The 17,044-nt window shown below is 31.3% G+C and carries 15 protein-coding genes and 1 pseudogene; 6 read left to right on the top strand and 10 right to left on the bottom strand.

All coding sequences use genetic code 11. The features are described 5' to 3' along the window. Positions 1-19: 19 nt before the first annotated feature. From LIX58_RS07265 to LIX58_RS07230, 8 genes and pseudogenes are all read right to left on the bottom strand, one after another. The gene (locus tag LIX58_RS07265) at positions 20-421 is read right to left on the bottom strand and encodes a GNAT family N-acetyltransferase (RefSeq protein WP_154838440.1); all 402 of its coding nucleotides are present in this window, start codon (positions 419-421) and stop codon (positions 20-22) included. 20 nt (positions 422-441) lie between these two features. Beyond that, entirely contained in the window at positions 442-1,473 is a 1,032-nt protein-coding gene (locus LIX58_RS07260) for an NAD(P)/FAD-dependent oxidoreductase (protein ID WP_154838441.1), read from the bottom strand. 199 nt (positions 1,474-1,672) lie between these two features. After that, a complete protein-coding gene (locus tag LIX58_RS07255; protein WP_154838442.1) occupies positions 1,673-2,089 on the bottom strand; it encodes a DUF2871 domain-containing protein in 417 nt (138 codons plus the stop codon). A gap of 151 nt (positions 2,090-2,240) precedes the next feature. Further along, positions 2,241-2,858, bottom strand: coding sequence for a YcnI family protein (locus tag LIX58_RS07250; RefSeq protein ID WP_226386218.1), 618 nt, complete (start codon positions 2,856-2,858; stop codon positions 2,241-2,243). Between the two features lie 15 nt (positions 2,859-2,873). Then, positions 2,874-4,121, bottom strand: a complete 1,248-nt coding sequence (locus LIX58_RS07245) for a copper resistance CopC/CopD family protein (RefSeq protein ID WP_154838453.1) — start codon at positions 4,119-4,121, stop codon at positions 2,874-2,876. Between the two features lie 225 nt (positions 4,122-4,346). Continuing rightward, positions 4,347-5,702 carry an MATE family efflux transporter gene (locus LIX58_RS07240; RefSeq protein ID WP_154838444.1) on the bottom strand — a complete coding sequence of 452 codons (1,356 nt, stop codon included), beginning with the start codon at positions 5,700-5,702 and terminating at the stop codon, positions 4,347-4,349. 95 nt (positions 5,703-5,797) lie between these two features. Further along, positions 5,798-6,226: a MarR family winged helix-turn-helix transcriptional regulator gene (locus tag LIX58_RS07235; RefSeq protein ID WP_126565624.1), complete on the bottom strand. Its 429-nt coding sequence runs from the start codon at positions 6,224-6,226 to the stop codon at positions 5,798-5,800. Between the two features lie 161 nt (positions 6,227-6,387). Continuing rightward, positions 6,388-7,670, bottom strand: a pseudogene (locus LIX58_RS07230) (ABC transporter permease). Between the two features lie 163 nt (positions 7,671-7,833). Between LIX58_RS07230 and LIX58_RS07225 the strand changes: the two are divergent. Next, positions 7,834-8,448, top strand: coding sequence for a TetR/AcrR family transcriptional regulator (locus LIX58_RS07225; RefSeq protein ID WP_154838445.1), 615 nt, complete (start codon positions 7,834-7,836; stop codon positions 8,446-8,448). A gap of 30 nt (positions 8,449-8,478) precedes the next feature. After that, the gene (locus LIX58_RS07220) at positions 8,479-9,423 is read left to right on the top strand and encodes a magnesium transporter CorA family protein (RefSeq protein WP_126565621.1); all 945 of its coding nucleotides are present in this window, start codon (positions 8,479-8,481) and stop codon (positions 9,421-9,423) included. 61 nt (positions 9,424-9,484) lie between these two features. Here the strand turns inward: LIX58_RS07220 and LIX58_RS07215 are convergent, their stop codons facing one another. After that, positions 9,485-10,927 (bottom strand): sucrose-specific PTS transporter subunit IIBC, encoded by a 1,443-nt coding sequence (locus LIX58_RS07215; protein WP_126565620.1) that lies wholly within the window; start codon positions 10,925-10,927, stop codon positions 9,485-9,487. Positions 10,928-11,121: 194 nt separating this feature from the next. Between LIX58_RS07215 and LIX58_RS07210 the strand changes: the two genes are divergently transcribed. The 4 genes from LIX58_RS07210 to LIX58_RS07195 all read left to right on the top strand — a co-directional run bounded on the left by LIX58_RS07210 (position 11,122) and on the right by LIX58_RS07195 (position 15,542). Further along, complete coding sequence (locus LIX58_RS07210; protein ID WP_154838446.1) at positions 11,122-11,496, top strand: YbgA family protein; 375 nt, start codon at positions 11,122-11,124, stop codon at positions 11,494-11,496. 924 nt (positions 11,497-12,420) lie between these two features. Further along, positions 12,421-14,526, top strand: a complete 2,106-nt coding sequence (gene rsp, locus LIX58_RS07205) for an AraC family transcriptional regulator Rsp (RefSeq protein WP_154838447.1) — start codon at positions 12,421-12,423, stop codon at positions 14,524-14,526. Between the two features lie 68 nt (positions 14,527-14,594). Continuing rightward, positions 14,595-15,017, top strand: coding sequence for a pyridoxamine 5'-phosphate oxidase family protein (locus tag LIX58_RS07200; protein WP_154838448.1), 423 nt, complete (start codon positions 14,595-14,597; stop codon positions 15,015-15,017). Positions 15,018-15,188: 171 nt separating this feature from the next. Then, a complete protein-coding gene (locus tag LIX58_RS07195; RefSeq protein WP_154838449.1) occupies positions 15,189-15,542 on the top strand; it encodes a DUF4889 domain-containing protein in 354 nt (117 codons plus the stop codon). A 133-nt stretch (positions 15,543-15,675) separates the two neighbouring features. Here the strand turns inward: LIX58_RS07195 and LIX58_RS07190 are convergent, their stop codons facing one another. After that, the gene (locus tag LIX58_RS07190; RefSeq protein WP_126565615.1) at positions 15,676-16,953 is read right to left on the bottom strand and encodes a cation:dicarboxylate symporter family transporter; all 1,278 of its coding nucleotides are present in this window, start codon (positions 16,951-16,953) and stop codon (positions 15,676-15,678) included. Positions 16,954-17,044: the final 91 nt, after the last annotated feature.

The raw sequence follows: 17,044 nt of genomic DNA, 5'->3' as shown, positions 1-17,044 counted from the left end.
TCGAATTTCGCTCTTATTTTTAATATAAAGTATACATACCACCTGATTTAGGCTCTGTCGATTGAAAGCCAAACTTCTCATATAATTTATCGGCAGGATAATCAGCAATTAAACTAACATATGTTCCTTTTTCAGCTACTGAGTCAATATATGCCATAATCTTCTCTAAAATTTGTCTACCATATCCTTGTCCTTGATAATCTGGGTCAACGGCAATGTCTACAATTTGAAAGGCAGTGCCCCCATCACCAATCAATCTTCCCATACCGATTAACTTCTCATCATCATAAATCGTAATAGTAAAACACGCATTAGGCAGCCCTTTATGTGCCGCTTCTTGAGATTTAGGACTCATGCCCGCTTTTACTCTTAAGTCACAGTATGCCTTTGCTTCGGGTACTTCTGTAGAAAAATGAATCATTGTATATCCCCTTTTACTATTTATAAATATTTATTAATTACTGCTTTATTAGACTCTTTAAATATATCATTGTGACTTGATACATACCCTTCTTCAGATGCATCAGGTTCAATATAAGTTTTAGCTAAGTTAGCTGCATTTCCTGCGTCACTAAATGCACTTGCTATTAAATGTACTTTCGCATCATGATGGACCACATCTCCACATGCATAAATACCAGGTATATTCGTAGTTGTATTTCCTAAACCTTTAACACGATATTCATCATATAAATCAAGTTTCGAAGAACATTCAACTAGTAACGGATTCTCATGATCAAAGCCATGACTAATAATCACATCGTCAAATGATAATGTTTGCGCTTCTTGAGTTTCGATATTCTCAAGTTTAACTTCATGAATGCATTTATCTTCAGCATCACCAATCAATTCTTTTATTTGTGTTTTAGGCAATAGTTTAACGTTTAAATCTTGTAATACTTTAACCATCGCTTCATAACCACGTATTTCCGCCTTTCTATATATTAATGTGACCGACTTCGCGATATTAGCTAAATCTCGTGCCCAATCAAGCGCAGTATTGCCTCCGCCTGAAATAAGAATATCTTTATCCTTGAATTTTGAAAATGATTGAACCACATAATGCAAATTAGTCATATTATAACGTTCAGCGCCTTTAATATTGAGCGGCTTAGGATTAATAATACCGCCACCTACTGCAAATATCACAGCTTTAGATTCATAAACATGACCTTTATCCGTTTCTATCTGAAAATGTCTTTCCGCCACTTTGCGAATATCTATAACGCGTTCATTTAAGTTAACTTCAGGATTGAAATGTAGCCCTTGTGCAATTAAGTCTTTTATAATTTCATAACAAGGTTTCGGTGCTACACCACCAATATCCCAAATAATTTTTTCCGGGTAAATTTGCATTTTACCGCCTAATTTATCTTGTACATCAATGATTCTAACTGACATTCCTCTTAAACCAGAATAAAAACTCGCAAAGAGTCCAGCCGGTCCTCCTCCAATGATTGTTACATCTTGCATAAAAATTGCCTCCTAAAATCATTTCCCGTCTAAATGATAATTCTTATCATTAATTCTTGTACATTATACTACACGACTTAACAATGTTGAAGAAATCACTATATATATAAATTGAAAAATACCTCGCTATCATTCATTTTCCGAAATAAAAAAGAAAGTAAGACATTAAATTTCTGTCCCACTCTCTAATTCTCATATATTAATCTCTAGGTTCTTTCAAGATGGCTTGTCTCAATAAGAAAAATAGTAATAATAATCCGGCAAGCATCCCTGTATGACCTATCCCTGCAAAGCCAGCGAAAGCTTCAGGTGAAAAACTTTTACCTGTGACTTGATAAGTCCCTTTAGTAATCATCATACCTACAGTAATTACAACACCAATATTATAAACGATGAAGAACCAATTAAATAAATAATAGCTGCTTAATTTAAACACTTTTTCAAGTGGTAGCAATATTAAAAACATAAACATCCCTAAGATAAGGATATGCGTATGAACTAAAGCTAATTGCGTATCGCCCGTAAAATGATGCGCTTTTGTTAATTCTCTGTAGTAAAATCCACTAACTAGTCCAATAATCATATAGACTAAAAAAGCATATAATAATCTACGCATGTTAAAATCCTCCCTCACAAGACTATTATAATTGATTATCCTATAGTTTAAAGTAAGAATAAGTGACAATAAAAGGAAGAATGTGTTTGTAGTAAATAAAAGGACAACTTCTATTATTTACAAATAGAAATTGTCCTTAATCCATCTAATATTATTTATTTCTAGCGTGTTTGAATAATGCCACTAATGAAAGAATAATTGCAATAATAGAGATAATCCATAATGCAATTGAACCACCTGAAGATTGTTGTTCACTCACTTTTTTGTCATCTTCAGATTTATCTTCTTTCACAGCTACCGCATTTGCATCTTTTTTAACTTCTAATGTTGGAGCTGGGTGTTCGCTATCTTCTTTACCCACCCATTTTACTTTATCGCCGTTATCATAAGTTTGAATCGCTTTAAATGAATATTTACCTTCATCTTTAGGACTTGCTAAGATAACTGGTAAGTCGATAAATTCATCTGGACCAATACCTTTACCTTTTGCTGTCCAAGTAATTTTAGTGATATTACCTTTTTTATCTTTATCTAATTTATATTTATATTCCTCTACTGGTTGAATATTGACGACTTGTACCTCTTTAGGCACTTCTAATTCTACTTTTTCAGTGTGATCTTTTTGCTCAACTGGCACACGTACATCCACACGTTCATACGATTCTGGAGCCACTGCTTTAGGATTTAATGTTACGTGCGCATCTGCAAATTTAAAGAAACCTAATGAAAAGAAAAGTACTAAACTCGTGGCTAATAATTTTTTTAACATCTTATTATCTCCTTACTATGGAATACTGATTTGACTCATAACAACACCGGCTACGATAAGTAATACGCCAATGGTTACTTCTATAATTAATGAAACTTTATTGACTCTATAACGTTTATTTAATGCACGCGTCGTTTGCATGAAACCACATGCCATCATTATTAAAGTTCCTACTACTTTGATAATTAAGAACACTGTCCAAGGTTGCATATTATTCCAAATTGATAATATCTTCGTTTCATCGATAGACATTAATACACCTGACAGTATAATGACTGTTACGGCTGCAACATTAACTTTAAATAAGATTTCGCGCAGTAAATCTACGGCATCTCTTTTCCGAGTGAAAACAGAAGTCAGTAGATAAATAAGTGCCCCTAACCATAAACTAATACCTGTAAGATGTAAGGTTCTTAAAATAATTGACCATAATGGTACGCTTTGAGACCATGCGTGACCTGACATACTTAAGGCTAAAATCATTGCAATTGATACAATCCAATACCAAGATTTCTCCATATTTCTTAATACGAAGAGACCACTTAATATAATAAGTGCAATTGAAGTTAAAATGTATGGGAATTGCACGAGTGCACTTGGATTAAGTGACAATACATCATCTAATACGTCTGATGATAATGTCATTAAATATAATACTAGCGACATTAAATAGGCCATCATCATCATTAAAGATACGGCAATATGTCTTGGGAAGACATCAAACGTCGACAGGTTGTTACGACGTGCAATACCATTTAGCCAATAAAGGCCGACTAATATAATTGTGGCACCTTCAGCTATATATCGAAATACACCAAACCAGAAGTTAGGTGTCTCATAGAATGCTGGAGTAGTATCTACACCATTAGCTGTTTGCTTCCCTACTGAGAAGTTGAAGCGGTCGCTGATTTCATGTCCGTCAGCTGACACCGTATGCCATTCTATTTGATGCGTTCCGTGTCCTACTTTATCTGCAGGAAAAGTTAACGTCTGAGAATGACCCGATGTTGAAGGTTTGACTTCAGCAATTTCTTTACCTTTATCATTGAAAATGGTGATACCAGAATAGTCTGCATTGACTGGTTCATTAAAGGTTAATTCAATATTATCAGGATGCTTTGAGACTACTCCATTCTGTGAAGGTGTGGTTTTTTCTAAAGTAGCATGTGCTGATGCGATATGTTGAAAATTGGGTACCAACATAAATAAAAACATCATAAAGATGACTAAAGCTACTTTCGAACTTCGCTTTAATTTCACTATTGACATCCTCCTATAAAATTTTGCTCATTTAATAATGATAAAATAATGTCTGCTTTTTAACAATAATTATTCTAATTTGTCACTTTTTATCCAAAAAAAGAGTAGAATAGAAATCAATTTATGATTAAAAAAGATTTCGTCATTCTACTCCTATAAGATAGTACAAACTTATATTTGATTTATTCCGTTTTGCATTAGTTTGTGATTTTCATTTTCAAGAAATAATTATTCTTCAATTAATGATTGTTTATCTACAGTAAGCTGATTTCTTAATAAATAAACAATCAACATTGCTAATAACGCACATATTGTTTCAGCAATTAATAGTGACCAAATCACGCCTGTTAAACCGAATAATGTGTTAAGTACGAAGAGTACTGGGATAATAACAGTACCTTGCGCAATAGCCATGATTGTAGCGCCACTACCTTGACCTGTTGCTTGGAGCATCCCTGTAAATAAGAAGCCAATACCGTTTAATAGTAAAGAGGTCATCGTTACTTTCAAGATAAATGTAGCTAATGTCACGATTAGTGGATCAGTGCTAAATAATTGAACGATTGAATGGCCGAATAATAATACGATAGCCATACACACTACAAATATAACTGAAATAGATAAGATAACTGCTTTAATTGTGTCTTTCATACGTGTTTTATTAGAAACGAAGTTATATGCAATTAATGGAATAACACCTTCAGATAATCCCATAATAATTAATTCTGGGAATTGTACAAGTCTGAATGAAATACCATAACTTGCAATGGCATAGTTTCCATAACGTGCTAAGAATAAATTGACTACTAAACCAGTAACACCCATTAGTACAACCATTAAGAAGGCTGGAATACCTATTTTAAAGATTTCTTGTGCCATTGTTTTAGTTGGTTTAACGTGTTTAATATTTAGAGATAAAGTATCATCTTTAATTGCAATATAGATAATAAAGAATAATGTCGCTACTAAATTTGAAATTGCTGTACCTAATGCCGCCCCTACTACGTCTAAATGGAAGCCAAAGATTAAAATAGGGTCTAAAATCATGTTTAATACCACGCTTGAAATCATACCAATCATTGAAATAATTGGTTTGCCGATTGCACGTGCAAATTGTTCTAATACAAAGAATAGAATAACAAATGGTGTACTTAAAAATTGAACTTTTAAATAATCACTTGTGAATTTTAATGTTTGACCGCTCGCCCCTAATACGCTAGCAATTTGATCTGTGAAGGGCGTTGCAATAATAGCAATGATAATACCAAAGATAAAACTACTATAAATTGAAAAGCTACTTACATAATGACTTTTTGTGTAATCTTTAGCACCGAGTAAACGTGAAATATATGTTCCTCCACCTACACCGAATAAATTACCGAAAGCCATTAATACTGCAAATATAGGTAATGTAAGTGAAATTGCTGAAATCATATGGCTATTGTCTAAATATCCTATAAAGTAAACATTCAAAATTCCATAAATCACACTTAATAATGAACCAATCATCATTGGCAACGAGAAGTGCATCATCGCTTTTAATATTGGTGATTCTTCAAAATAATATAATTGCTCGTCTTTCATATCCTTAATCTCCTTTTATCTTAGATATCTAATAATTAGATATCTAACTATATTTCCAAAAATTTGAGTGCCTCTTTCCAGACACTCTTATAAAATTAATTCGATTGTCTAATATTTTCTATCATTCTATCGAAATATGCGTTTAATTGTTCTTTATCGTCTTCAGTAAAATCTTTTGTCACAATTGTTTCGATATCATCAAAAATGGTAACAAAGGATTCCACTAATTGATTGCCTTCATCAGTGAGTTTTAAATTCTTACGCCTTGAATCATTAGGATCAACCGTACGATAAATAAGACCTTTGTTCTCTAAACTTTTTAACGTAGAACTAACAGTGGACCCTTTACGTTGAAATGTATTTAATAATTCATTTTGTGTAATACCTCTGTCTTTATGTCGATACAAATAACCAAGCGTATGACTTTGTTCTTGAGTAACATTGTATTCATCGAGTTTACGGTCAGCGTACTTTTTCATCTCATGGGCTAACGTTCTGATTAAATATTGATACGTCGCTTCCATACCCTCACCTCATTTAGTTAGATATCTAACGAATATAATACTCCCTTTAAAAAAATAGTCAACCGATATATTAAAGTTTAAATTTTCTGATTTTATTACTTGAAAAATAAAACCTCAGCTTACCCAAAAATATGGATAAACTGAGGTTATTCAAATTCTTCTTATGATGGCACTTCAGTACGTTTTGTACTATGTTTTCTAACAAGTGCAGATGCAATAATTGAAATTACACCAAAGATCATGAATCCTACCATCATCCAAGTTGTTGTATTCATTGAAAGATGTTGATTCATATAGATAATTCTTCTTAAAGAATTAGCATAATGTGTGAATGGATCAATGCTATATACCCACGTTTGATAATTTTTTGGAAGCATTTCTTTAGGTAATGTAACAAGTTGCATGCTAAAGAACATAAGTAAAATGAAAATTGGTAAAGCTTTCATACCTAACCAAACCATAATTCCTAAAATTAAGCCAATGAATCCTAGCATTGAAATGGTTAAGAATAATGCCACACGATTAATATGACCTAAACCGAAGTCAAATCCTAATACACCGTGCATGAAATAAACAAAACTAAAGCTTGCTAATACTGCAGTAACGATTGCTACAGCAATTTGACCTAATGAAGCAATAATACGTTGTTTTCTTACTAAATTATTACTAGTTCTAAATGCAAAGAATAATAGTACAGATGATACTAATGAGCCCATCCATACTGGCATGAACATTAAGAATGCAGCATTACCTCCACCTTGATGACTAGAAATAGAATGTAAGTTTTGATTATCAACTTTAACAGGGTTTGTAATGTCTTTAATATCAGAAGCATCTACTTTTACATCTTGTTTAGATAACGTGTCGATACTTTGTTTTGTGATTTGATTATTCAAGTTATCGCCCATACCACTTAAAACATTTGAAACAATTTGAGAAGCTTGCATGCTAACTCCTTTGTTAACAATTGTTTTGAAAGTAGCTTGTTTTACATCAACACTTTGATTCCCCATTTTTTCTTGCATTTCTTTTGCTGCTTGAGGTGGAACCTCTCCTGATTCAACCTTTTGTTGCATTTCTGATTTTTTGCTATCCATAACTACTTTTTGCGTTTTGCTCATCGCATTTTTTGAGAAGTCTTCATTAAAAATAGCAACACCATAATATTTTTCATTTTCTATATCTTTTTGGATGTCTGATTCATCATCTACTTTAATCCATTTAATTGTTTCAGAACGACTAGTGTTAATTTATCTTCAATTTTATTACCAATATTTACTTTATGACCTTGGATATCTACGCCTTTATCGTTATTTACAATCGCAATTGGCATTTCTTTAGGTTTTGGATTGAATGCTGGATAAAAAGCTAAAGAAAAGATAACTAATAAAGCAATCGCAGCTAAAGGTGTAGCCCAAAGTAAATTACTTTTAAATATATTCACTTTATAATACCTCCTATTTTTATTGAACAATGTGTTGAATATTTAATACGTTGTAAATTATAATGAGGTAGTCGAAAATAAACAATAATCAATTTTACGGATAGCGTATGTTTTTGAACAGATTAGTTATTTTTGTCTAATAATTTCTTGGAGGTCGATATACATGAAAGAAGATAGGCGAATTAGAAAGACAAAGTCAGCAATTAAGAAAGCCTTTATACAACTATTAAAAGAAAAAGATCTCGATAAAATTACTGTTCAAGATATTTCAGACCAAGCGGATATTAATCGTGGTACATTTTACTTACATTATGAAGATAAATATACGCTATTATCAGATATGGAAGATGAATATATATCTGAAATATGGTCATTAACACAATTTAATCAATTTAACGCTAATTCACCTGAAACCATTGCAGATGAATTTATCAATAATACATTGACGAAGATTTTACAACATATTGCTGATAATATGGATTTCTACCATACTATTCTTCAATTAGATAGAAAAAGTAAGCTAGAAGATAAAATTTATTTCTTAATAAAAGAAAATATGCAAAAATATATAAGTGTTAACAATGAAATTGATGGTATACCTGAAATGTATTTTCATAGTTATGTAGCGGGTGCCACAATTTCTATTATTAAATACTGGGTACAGGATGAACACCGTATTTCGGTCGACGAATTGACGCAACACATTTTCAAAATCGTTTATAACGGTCCATTAAGAATTATGGCAGAAAATCATTACGCCCGTACTCAAACAACTTAGACTAATTGAATATGAAAGGAACCATTAACCATGCTAACTGCATATAAACATACATCGACTAATGAAATTGTTGAAACAACGCTGTTAGATCGCTCTGCATCATGGATTAATGTTGTAGAACCAGATAGAGAAGAAATAGAGGAATTGATGGAACAATATGATCTTCCTGAAGATTTTATTCGAGATCCTTTAGATTCTGAAGAAAGTGCACGTATTGAATATGATGAGGATACGGGTTACTCATTAATTATCGTCGATTTACCAATTGTGAGCTCTACGAACCGACGCGTACTTTCATTCGTAACAATTCCTTTAGGTATCGTTATCGGAAAAGGGATTATTCTAACTATTTGCGATGCTGAAAATGAATTCTTAGAAAATTATGCGCGCCAAGACAATGTTAATTTGAAATATCATAGCCGTTTTGCTTTAGATATTCTATTAACCATTTCTAACCACTACAACAGAAATTTACGACTTTTAAATAAATCACGAATTCGTATAGAACGTGAATTAAAAAACAATATTACAAATAGACAACTTTATAAATTGATGGAAGTTGAAAAAAGTTTAGTTTACTTCTTAGCCGCTTTAAAAGGTAACGATACAATTATTAAAAAATTGTTCCGTTTACCTGCGATAAAAAGGTTTGAAGAAGATGAAGATTTACTAGAAGACTTAGTAATTGAAAATAACCAAGCCATTGAGACCACTGAACTTTATACGAGTATCTTAGAAAGTATTACGACGTCTTATTCTTCATTATTATCTAATGAGATGAACAATATCATGAAGACATTGACATTATTTACCGTATTACTTACATTGCCAACGCTTGTCTTTAGTTTCTTTGGAATGAACGTCCCCCTTCCCATTGATGATAAAAGCTATCTCTCTTGGCTTATCGTGGTCGGCATTTCTCTCATACTTGTAATGATTGTAAGTGTCTTCTTATGGCGTAAACAGAAACTTTAACCCATTAAAAAAGGTCAAAATCCTAACATTCATAATAGGATTTTGACCTTTTTATTTTTAATTATTCTGCTGCTGCTTTATATGCATTTCGACGAGATAAGACGATAGTGATGACTACAGAAACGATAAATGCAATTAGCATTCCTATAAAGTAATGAAGCCAACCAGAATGAGCTGGATTAATTGAAATAAATCCAGGCAATCCTGCTGTTCCTAAGGCAATGGCTTTAACTTTGAAGAATGAGATATAAGCTGAGCCTATTGCTGAACCAATAATCGCACCAATAAATGGATATCTAAGTTTTAAGTTAACACCAAACATTGCTGGTTCTGTAATACCTAATAATGCTGAAATACCTGCTGCAGAAGCTACACCTTTTAATTTTTTATTATTCTTAATAATTAAGAATGCCGCTAATGCTGCCCCACCTTGTGCTACGTTTGACATTGTAGCAATTGGGAAGATGAATGAGCCACCTGTTTTTGCTTGATCAGCAATTAATGTTGTTTCAACTGCAATAAAACTATGATGCATACCTGTAATAACAATTGGCGCATAGAATAGACCAAATATGAAGCCACCTATCGCTCCACCAAATTCATATAACCAAGTTAATCCATCTGATAACCAATAACCTAATTGTCTTGTAATTGGCCCTACAAATGAGAATGTCAGAAATGCTGTAATTAAAATTGATAGTAACGGTGTAAGTAAATTATCTAACACTGTTGGAATAACTTTACGTAAAGCCTTTTCAATCGTAGCTAATATATATGCAGCTACTAACATAGGCAACACTTGACCTTGATAGCCCACTTGATTGATGTGCCAGCCAAATAAATCCCAATGAGGAATGGCTTTGCCCGCTTCTAACGCTTTAGGGAAATCATAAGCGCTCATCAACGCAGGATGCACTAAAATCATACCTAATGCTGCCCCAAGATATGGATTGCCTCCAAACCGCTTCGTTGCACTAAAGCCAATAAGTATAGGCAATAACGTAAATGGTGCATTGGCAAAGATATTAATCATATCTGCTAATCCAGCAAATTGGCTATGTACTTCTATAAAAGATTTATGATCATAAAATAAATCTGGAGCAGTTAACAGATTGTTAATACCCATTAATAAACCGCCTGCTACGATAGCCGGTATAATAGGTACGAAAATATCAGATAACATTTTAACGAAACGTTGTAACGGGTTCATATGTTTTGACGACTTATCTTTAACATCTGCAGTCGTTGAAGCTTCTTTACCTGTAATTTTTTCTAATTCGGCAAATACTTTGTTCACTGTACCTGAACCTATTATAATTTGATACTGGCCACCAGTTGAGAATGTTCCTTTTACAACATCCATCTTCGATAACTTCTCTTCATCTACTTTACTTTCATCATTTAGAACAAGACGTAATCGCGTCGCACAATGTGCCATCGCGTCTAAATTTTCTTCACCTCCAATCGCTTCTAAAATTTCTTCAGCCGATTGTTTATAACTCATTATTTCAACCTCCTTGTTAATGGTACCGGTTTCATTTATTAACTCTATTGTAATCGGTTCCAATTAATAAAGCAATATACTTTTACTCTTTTTAACCAAATATACATATGATTGTAGTCTGTTTATTCTGGGAAAAGATGTATATCAAATGGCGTGTAAATCATCATTTAGTTTTAATAATAAGGAGTGAGATGATGAAAGAACGTGGCTATATTGAAAAACTATGGCGTGAAGAAAAGTATCATGTGTTATTACACAGTCAACAATCCTATAATGAAATTCGTGAATTACTCAAATCTTCTCCTACTTTACAAGAAGTTCAATTAAAAATTGAGGAAGCATTGAGTTGTGAACCAACAAAAGGAACAGTCATTAATGCATATGACCATATGTGGGGATATTTTAAAAATAATGCTACTAAAGAAGAAAAAGAAAAAGCGCAAACTTTAAAAAGTGAGTTTCAAAACGATTCAGTTACTAGAAATGAGCTACTTATATTCCTAAAAGAACTAGCTCAAAAATATAATGTTACCTATCTTTTAGAAAGTCGCGTCTTACAAATTAAATAAAAGACTGAAGCTTCATAGTCATTTGCTTCAGTCTACATCGTATTAATTCTATTTTTTTCTTAAAGATGAATATTGTTCTTGGTGCTTAAAGCGTAGATGGTACCGTATATTTAGATAGATAAGTAAAACTGAAACACTTTATATAAACATTTAAAATAGTTGGGGAATTAAGGCTAGTTCTAAATATACATTGTTTAGCTACTGTTAGTACCTTGTGCTATATGTACATGAGTGTATTCTTATTCTGAGTTGTATAGGGAATCATAGTTGTGATGTCTGACTCATCTCATAAACTATTTCATACTCTGCATAGTTGTATAGGCCTGGTGTGATTAGAGTATGTTATTTCATTTCATACGAGAAGTTGATTCGTGTAGTTTCTTGGGTGTTGGATTATCTAGATGTTAGTCTATTAGTTTGAAATGAAATAAGTCGTATAAGATAAGCTGTTTACCTATGCACATGATGAGCACTTTGATGATCATGTAGTTGATTCTTAGTTGTTAGTCTAGTCGCTTATTTCTTGATGTGTAATATTCTTCGTGATGTTGTTCATTGGTGTAAAGACAGAACTAATACATAAATTATCGATTTCTAGCTTACTTATTTTTTAAAATAAACGCCAATCACGCTTACTTTGAAATAAATTAAGCTTGCTTTGAAATCTATATTTATTATGCAATAAAAAGAGTTGTCCCACACTATTAAAAATTTCCAAATCAATCACGCTATATTCTTAAAAATTTATTTATATTGTATGTAGATGAAAATTTTTAACGCTTTCATTAAAAAATACATAAAAAGTTTTTATTTTTCACTATTAATTTTTCCTAGTTTTTAATTTATAATAACGTTTATTATCCTCAAACATGTTGAACGATATTATTTTAAAAAACTATACTAACGACTTGGAGACCCACATATATGAGCAACAACCTTCTTTTACATGATCACATTACTTCTGCACCAACACGAAATATTAATTATGTGATTTTACTTTTTTCGTTAACCAATGAGTTAACTATTTCCATAAATGGAGAAAGTAAAGATTTACAAAATCACATTGCAATTATTAATCAAGGTGATTTATATCAAATAGAAATGGCTAAAAATTTAATAGAACTTAAAATTCCTGTCGCGTACTTTTATTTAGAAGATAACACATTCTTTAATTGCTATTTCGACCGTCACCTATTACAATCTAACCGCTTTATTAAATCCATCATTTTGCAAAGTATTACTCACTTTTCAAATAATGAACCTCAAGACGAAGAGGCAATATCAAAAATTATTCAAACACTTTATAAAGAAGCTGTAGTTAGAAATGAAACTAGCTATATTCCTAAAATGTCAGTGGATCATCAAATACTATCGAATATTTTGTTGTTCATCAATAAAAATATAACGAATACCATTTCTCTACTAGATTTAGCTCAATATGCGGTTATTTCTGAGTCTTACTGTTCAAATTTATTTGTTCGCTATTTAAATATGAACTTCAAGGATTTTTATACAAGTTTAAAAATTATACATGCCTTAAATTTATTAATATCTACAAATCAATCCATCACAACAATATCTGAATTATCTGGTTTTAGTAGTCATACGAATTTTACAAATCAATTTAAGAAATATTTAGGCTTTAATCCTAAACAATTTCGCTCAAAATTAAATGATTTATCACCTATGCCTAAAATTAAATTCAGACATCATATAGAAGAAAAACATTTAGATTTAATTTCAGAATTTGAATTTACCGACCATTTAACTACTGAAACAACTTATATCGATATTCAATCTATTGAAACCCAAAAACAAACTAAATCTTCGAAAGCATTTATTCATTTTCAAAATACTAATGAACTATTTCAATTTGTATTTAATGACTTTTACAACATCGAACTCACTTATTTACCGAAACCTGCTATATTAATTAATGATATAAGTGATATTCTTGGTCAACAAATTAATTTTAATTTGCTCAACAGATGTTTTGAAAAACTTTTCGAAAAGAAAATTAGTTTAGCAGTTACTATTAAAAATAAAAATGAATTTAAAGAAATTTATCGTCTAATTATTTCATTTTTACAAAGTAATCAAGATTATAAATGGAATAAAAAAATTGTTAAATTTATGCTCGTTTTTGATACTGAAACGATGTCTATTCAAGATATTCATCTTGCTCATCTAAAATTAAAAAATAAAAATCGCTCGATTAAATTTGGGTTAATTGTGGATGGTTTACTACATCAATGTGAGACCTTACAAGAAACTTACGATATTATGAATCGCATGAACTTTGATTATTATTTTGTAGATATTGAAAATATTAATACAAAAAATGTGTTGATAGATAAGCAACGTGGCTTTACTCATGCGAGTACACATTTTGAAAACTATATACATTTTATTGAAGCTTCTAACATTCCATCAACTAAATTTGTATATAGTAGCCTGTCATTACGCTGTTTCAAATATACAAATAATGGCGCTCACCCATTACAATTATCTGACTTAGTGTGCCATTTAACTGCTTTATTAAAGTACGGTGGTGGTATTTGTTATGAATTAATTGAAAATGATCCTATGTATATTTCATTATTCAATCATCATGGAAGTATTCTCCCAATTATGCATTTGTATCAATTTATCAACGCATTTGTAGATGAACCTATTACCATTGCGAATAATTACCTTATGAGCCGTAAAGATGGTAATTATCACTTTATTCTTTTTAATAAAATCAACGATCGCTATTTATCAGATAGCAAACAGCACTATCATTTTCAGAATGAATTAAGCGAAAATTCATTGTTTATCGTTAATACACTCAATAATGAGCATGGGTCTATTCAACATTTAATGCCACAGGACAAATTGCCTGTCTATATTGAAGAAAGCATTATGAAACAATTAGACCGCTCTAATCATCCAAAAACTGAATTATTTATTCAAGAAAAAAATCATGCAACATTTCAAATTACGTTACAACATGATGAGGTGAAATATATCTGTATTAAACCAGTTTAATCGATTATTATCTATAAGTTTAATATTACGTAATTAAGGTAATATTAATGAATAAGGAGATGATAAGTTTGGATAAACAACAAGCTACTCAAGCAATCGAAAAAGTTTTACAAGAATCTAAAGTTGGCGTATTATCAACTGCTTATAATAAAAAGCCTAATAGTCGATACATGGTATTTTATAATGATGGTTTAGATTTATATACAAAGACAAGTACGAAAACTGCTAAAGTTGATGAAATTGAAAACAATCCTAATGCTTATATTCTTTTAGGTTATAACGAAACAACAAATAATAGTTTTGTTGAAATCGAAGCAACAATGGAAATCGTAAAAGACCAAAAAGTAATTGATTGGTTATGGGAAACTCAAGATAAAACATTCTTTGATTCAAAAGAAGATCCAGATTTATGCGTCTTAAAAGTTAACCCAAAAACAATCACACTTATGAATGATGATGAAATCGATACACCTGTAACAATCGAACTATAAATTGCAATTCTATAATTAATAATATAATTGGGCCTATAGGTAATGTTATCTATAGGCTTGTTTTTGTTCGTAATAATAATGACACATTTGAATATATTGTTTTTAGTATTTTATTGCAATTTAATATTTTATTCTGTATAAATGAGATAGTACTTTTAAAGGAGCTACATAATGAAAAACAAAAAAGGCTTAGGATTAGGTATTGCTTTAAGTGCAATCATGCTTATCATATGTATCGTATTAGTTATCATGATGATGACTGGCGGTCAAAAAGAAACTTACTATGGTTACATGAAAGATAGCCATACCATTGAAAAGATGGTCAGTGAACAAACTGAAAAAGTTGAAAAAATTGTTCAATTGCCTTCAGACACAGATGTTGACGTTAAAAAAGGTGATTTTGTATTCCTTGTAAAAGAAAAAAGTTCAGATAAATTTTCAAGGGTATCTAAAGTGAAACATGATGATGTACCACATGGATTAATGATGAAAATTCATGAAATGCATGACATGAAAGGTATGTAATTAAAATAATACCTCCTTCTCATAAAGATAAAATTCTATCTTGTGAAGGAGGTATTTTTATATGCAAATTTTCCAAAATAAAAAAAGTACCGAGTACATAATGACTCGGTACAAAAAATGTCAGATTTCTTTTTTAAATTGATTCTAAATATTTTTTACCTTTTTCTTTATCGTAAACCTTTTCCCATTTAGAGATAACAATTGATGATAATGCGTTACCAATGACGTTAACACATGTACGTACCATGTCTAATAATCGGTCAACACCAATGATTAAAGCAAGTCCTTGAGCTGGTAAGCCCATTGCGCCTAATGTTGTAAGTAATACTACGATTGACACACCAGGTACACCGGCCATACCTTTAGAAGCTACCATCAATGTTACCATTAAAATAATTTGTTCAGAAATCGATAAATGGATACCATACATTTGAGCTACAAATAATGCAGCGATTGATTGGTATAAGGCTGAACCATCTAGGTTAAATGAATAACCAATCGGAATAACAAATGATGTGACATCTCTTGGTGCACCAAATTTTTCCATTTTATTCATCATAATTGGTAATACCGCTTCAGAACTTGAAGTTGAGAAAGCAAGTAATAATTCATCTTTCAATATTTTAATAATTGAGAAAATACTAATGCCAACCATTCTAGCAACTATGCCTAAAACTACAATTACGAAGAATACCATCGCGAACACTACGACAAGTACAAGTTTTAATAATGGTAGTAATGCTGACGCACCAAATGTCATAACTGTTGTACAAATAAATGCAAATACACCAATTGGCGCTAATTTTAAGATTTGGTTAATCATCCAAAATACTGCTTCTAACACACCATTTAAAAATCCTTTAACAGGATCTGCTTTTTCTCCTATTGCAGCTAATCCTAATCCAAAGAATACTGCAAAGAAGATAATAGGTAATAATTCACCTTTAGTTAATGCTTCAAATATGTTTGTTGGTACGATGTTTACAATGGTATCAATAAAGTGATTCCCATATGTAGATTGTTCTGCTGCTGACGCAGATGTTTGATATTTAGTAATGTCGCCTTTAGGCAATTTGTGAGGATCTAATCCAGCACCTGGTTTGAATAAGTTACCAATAATTAATCCTAAAGCGATTGCAATTGTTGTAATAATTTCAAAGTAAAGAATTGCTTTCCATCCATAGCTACCAATCTTTTTCGAATCCCCTAAATTTGAAATAGATAATGCTAATGCACAGAATACAATTGGAATGATGATCATTTTAATTAAATTTAAGAAAACGTCACCGAAAGGTTTAATATAATTTGCTACATTCGTTTGTCCAAACAATAATAAACCTACAACTACACCTAGCACCAAAGCAATTAAAACTTGCATTGGTAAACTAATCTTTCTCTTGAACAGAGTCATGTTGGAACCCCCTTCATCTGACATCGCTTAATTATATCAGATAATTCAAAATTGGGATATAAATTTTTTTATCCTATTTATTATCGTCAAT

It is taken from the genome of Staphylococcus sp. Marseille-Q1834, assembly GCF_916858875.1.
Taxonomy (GTDB): Bacteria; Bacillota; Bacilli; order Staphylococcales; family Staphylococcaceae; genus Staphylococcus; species Staphylococcus pragensis.
The sequence above is the reverse complement of the archived record's forward strand: the minus strand, read 5'-3'. Positions and strand labels throughout refer to the sequence as shown.

Coding starts and splice junctions, on each gene's coding strand:
- LIX58_RS07265 (WP_154838440.1), bottom strand. CDS start 421: ATGATTCATTTTTCTACAGAAGTACCCGAAGCAAAGGCATACTGTGAC.
- LIX58_RS07260 (WP_154838441.1), bottom strand. CDS start 1,473: ATGCAAGATGTAACAATCATTGGAGGAGGACCGGCTGGACTCTTTGCG.
- LIX58_RS07255 (WP_154838442.1), bottom strand. CDS start 2,089: ATGCGTAGATTATTATATGCTTTTTTAGTCTATATGATTATTGGACTA.
- LIX58_RS07250 (WP_226386218.1), bottom strand. CDS start 2,858: ATGTTAAAAAAATTATTAGCCACGAGTTTAGTACTTTTCTTTTCATTA.
- LIX58_RS07240 (WP_154838444.1), bottom strand. CDS start 5,702: ATGAAAGACGAGCAATTATATTATTTTGAAGAATCACCAATATTAAAA.
- LIX58_RS07235 (WP_126565624.1), bottom strand. CDS start 6,226: ATGGAAGCGACGTATCAATATTTAATCAGAACGTTAGCCCATGAGATG.
- LIX58_RS07225 (WP_154838445.1), top strand. CDS start 7,834: ATGAAAGAAGATAGGCGAATTAGAAAGACAAAGTCAGCAATTAAGAAA.
- LIX58_RS07220 (WP_126565621.1), top strand. CDS start 8,479: ATGCTAACTGCATATAAACATACATCGACTAATGAAATTGTTGAAACA.
- LIX58_RS07215 (WP_126565620.1), bottom strand. CDS start 10,927: ATGAGTTATAAACAATCGGCTGAAGAAATTTTAGAAGCGATTGGAGGT.
- LIX58_RS07210 (WP_154838446.1), top strand. CDS start 11,122: ATGAAAGAACGTGGCTATATTGAAAAACTATGGCGTGAAGAAAAGTAT.
- rsp (WP_154838447.1), top strand. CDS start 12,421: ATGAGCAACAACCTTCTTTTACATGATCACATTACTTCTGCACCAACA.
- LIX58_RS07195 (WP_154838449.1), top strand. CDS start 15,189: ATGAAAAACAAAAAAGGCTTAGGATTAGGTATTGCTTTAAGTGCAATC.
- LIX58_RS07190 (WP_126565615.1), bottom strand. CDS start 16,953: ATGACTCTGTTCAAGAGAAAGATTAGTTTACCAATGCAAGTTTTAATT.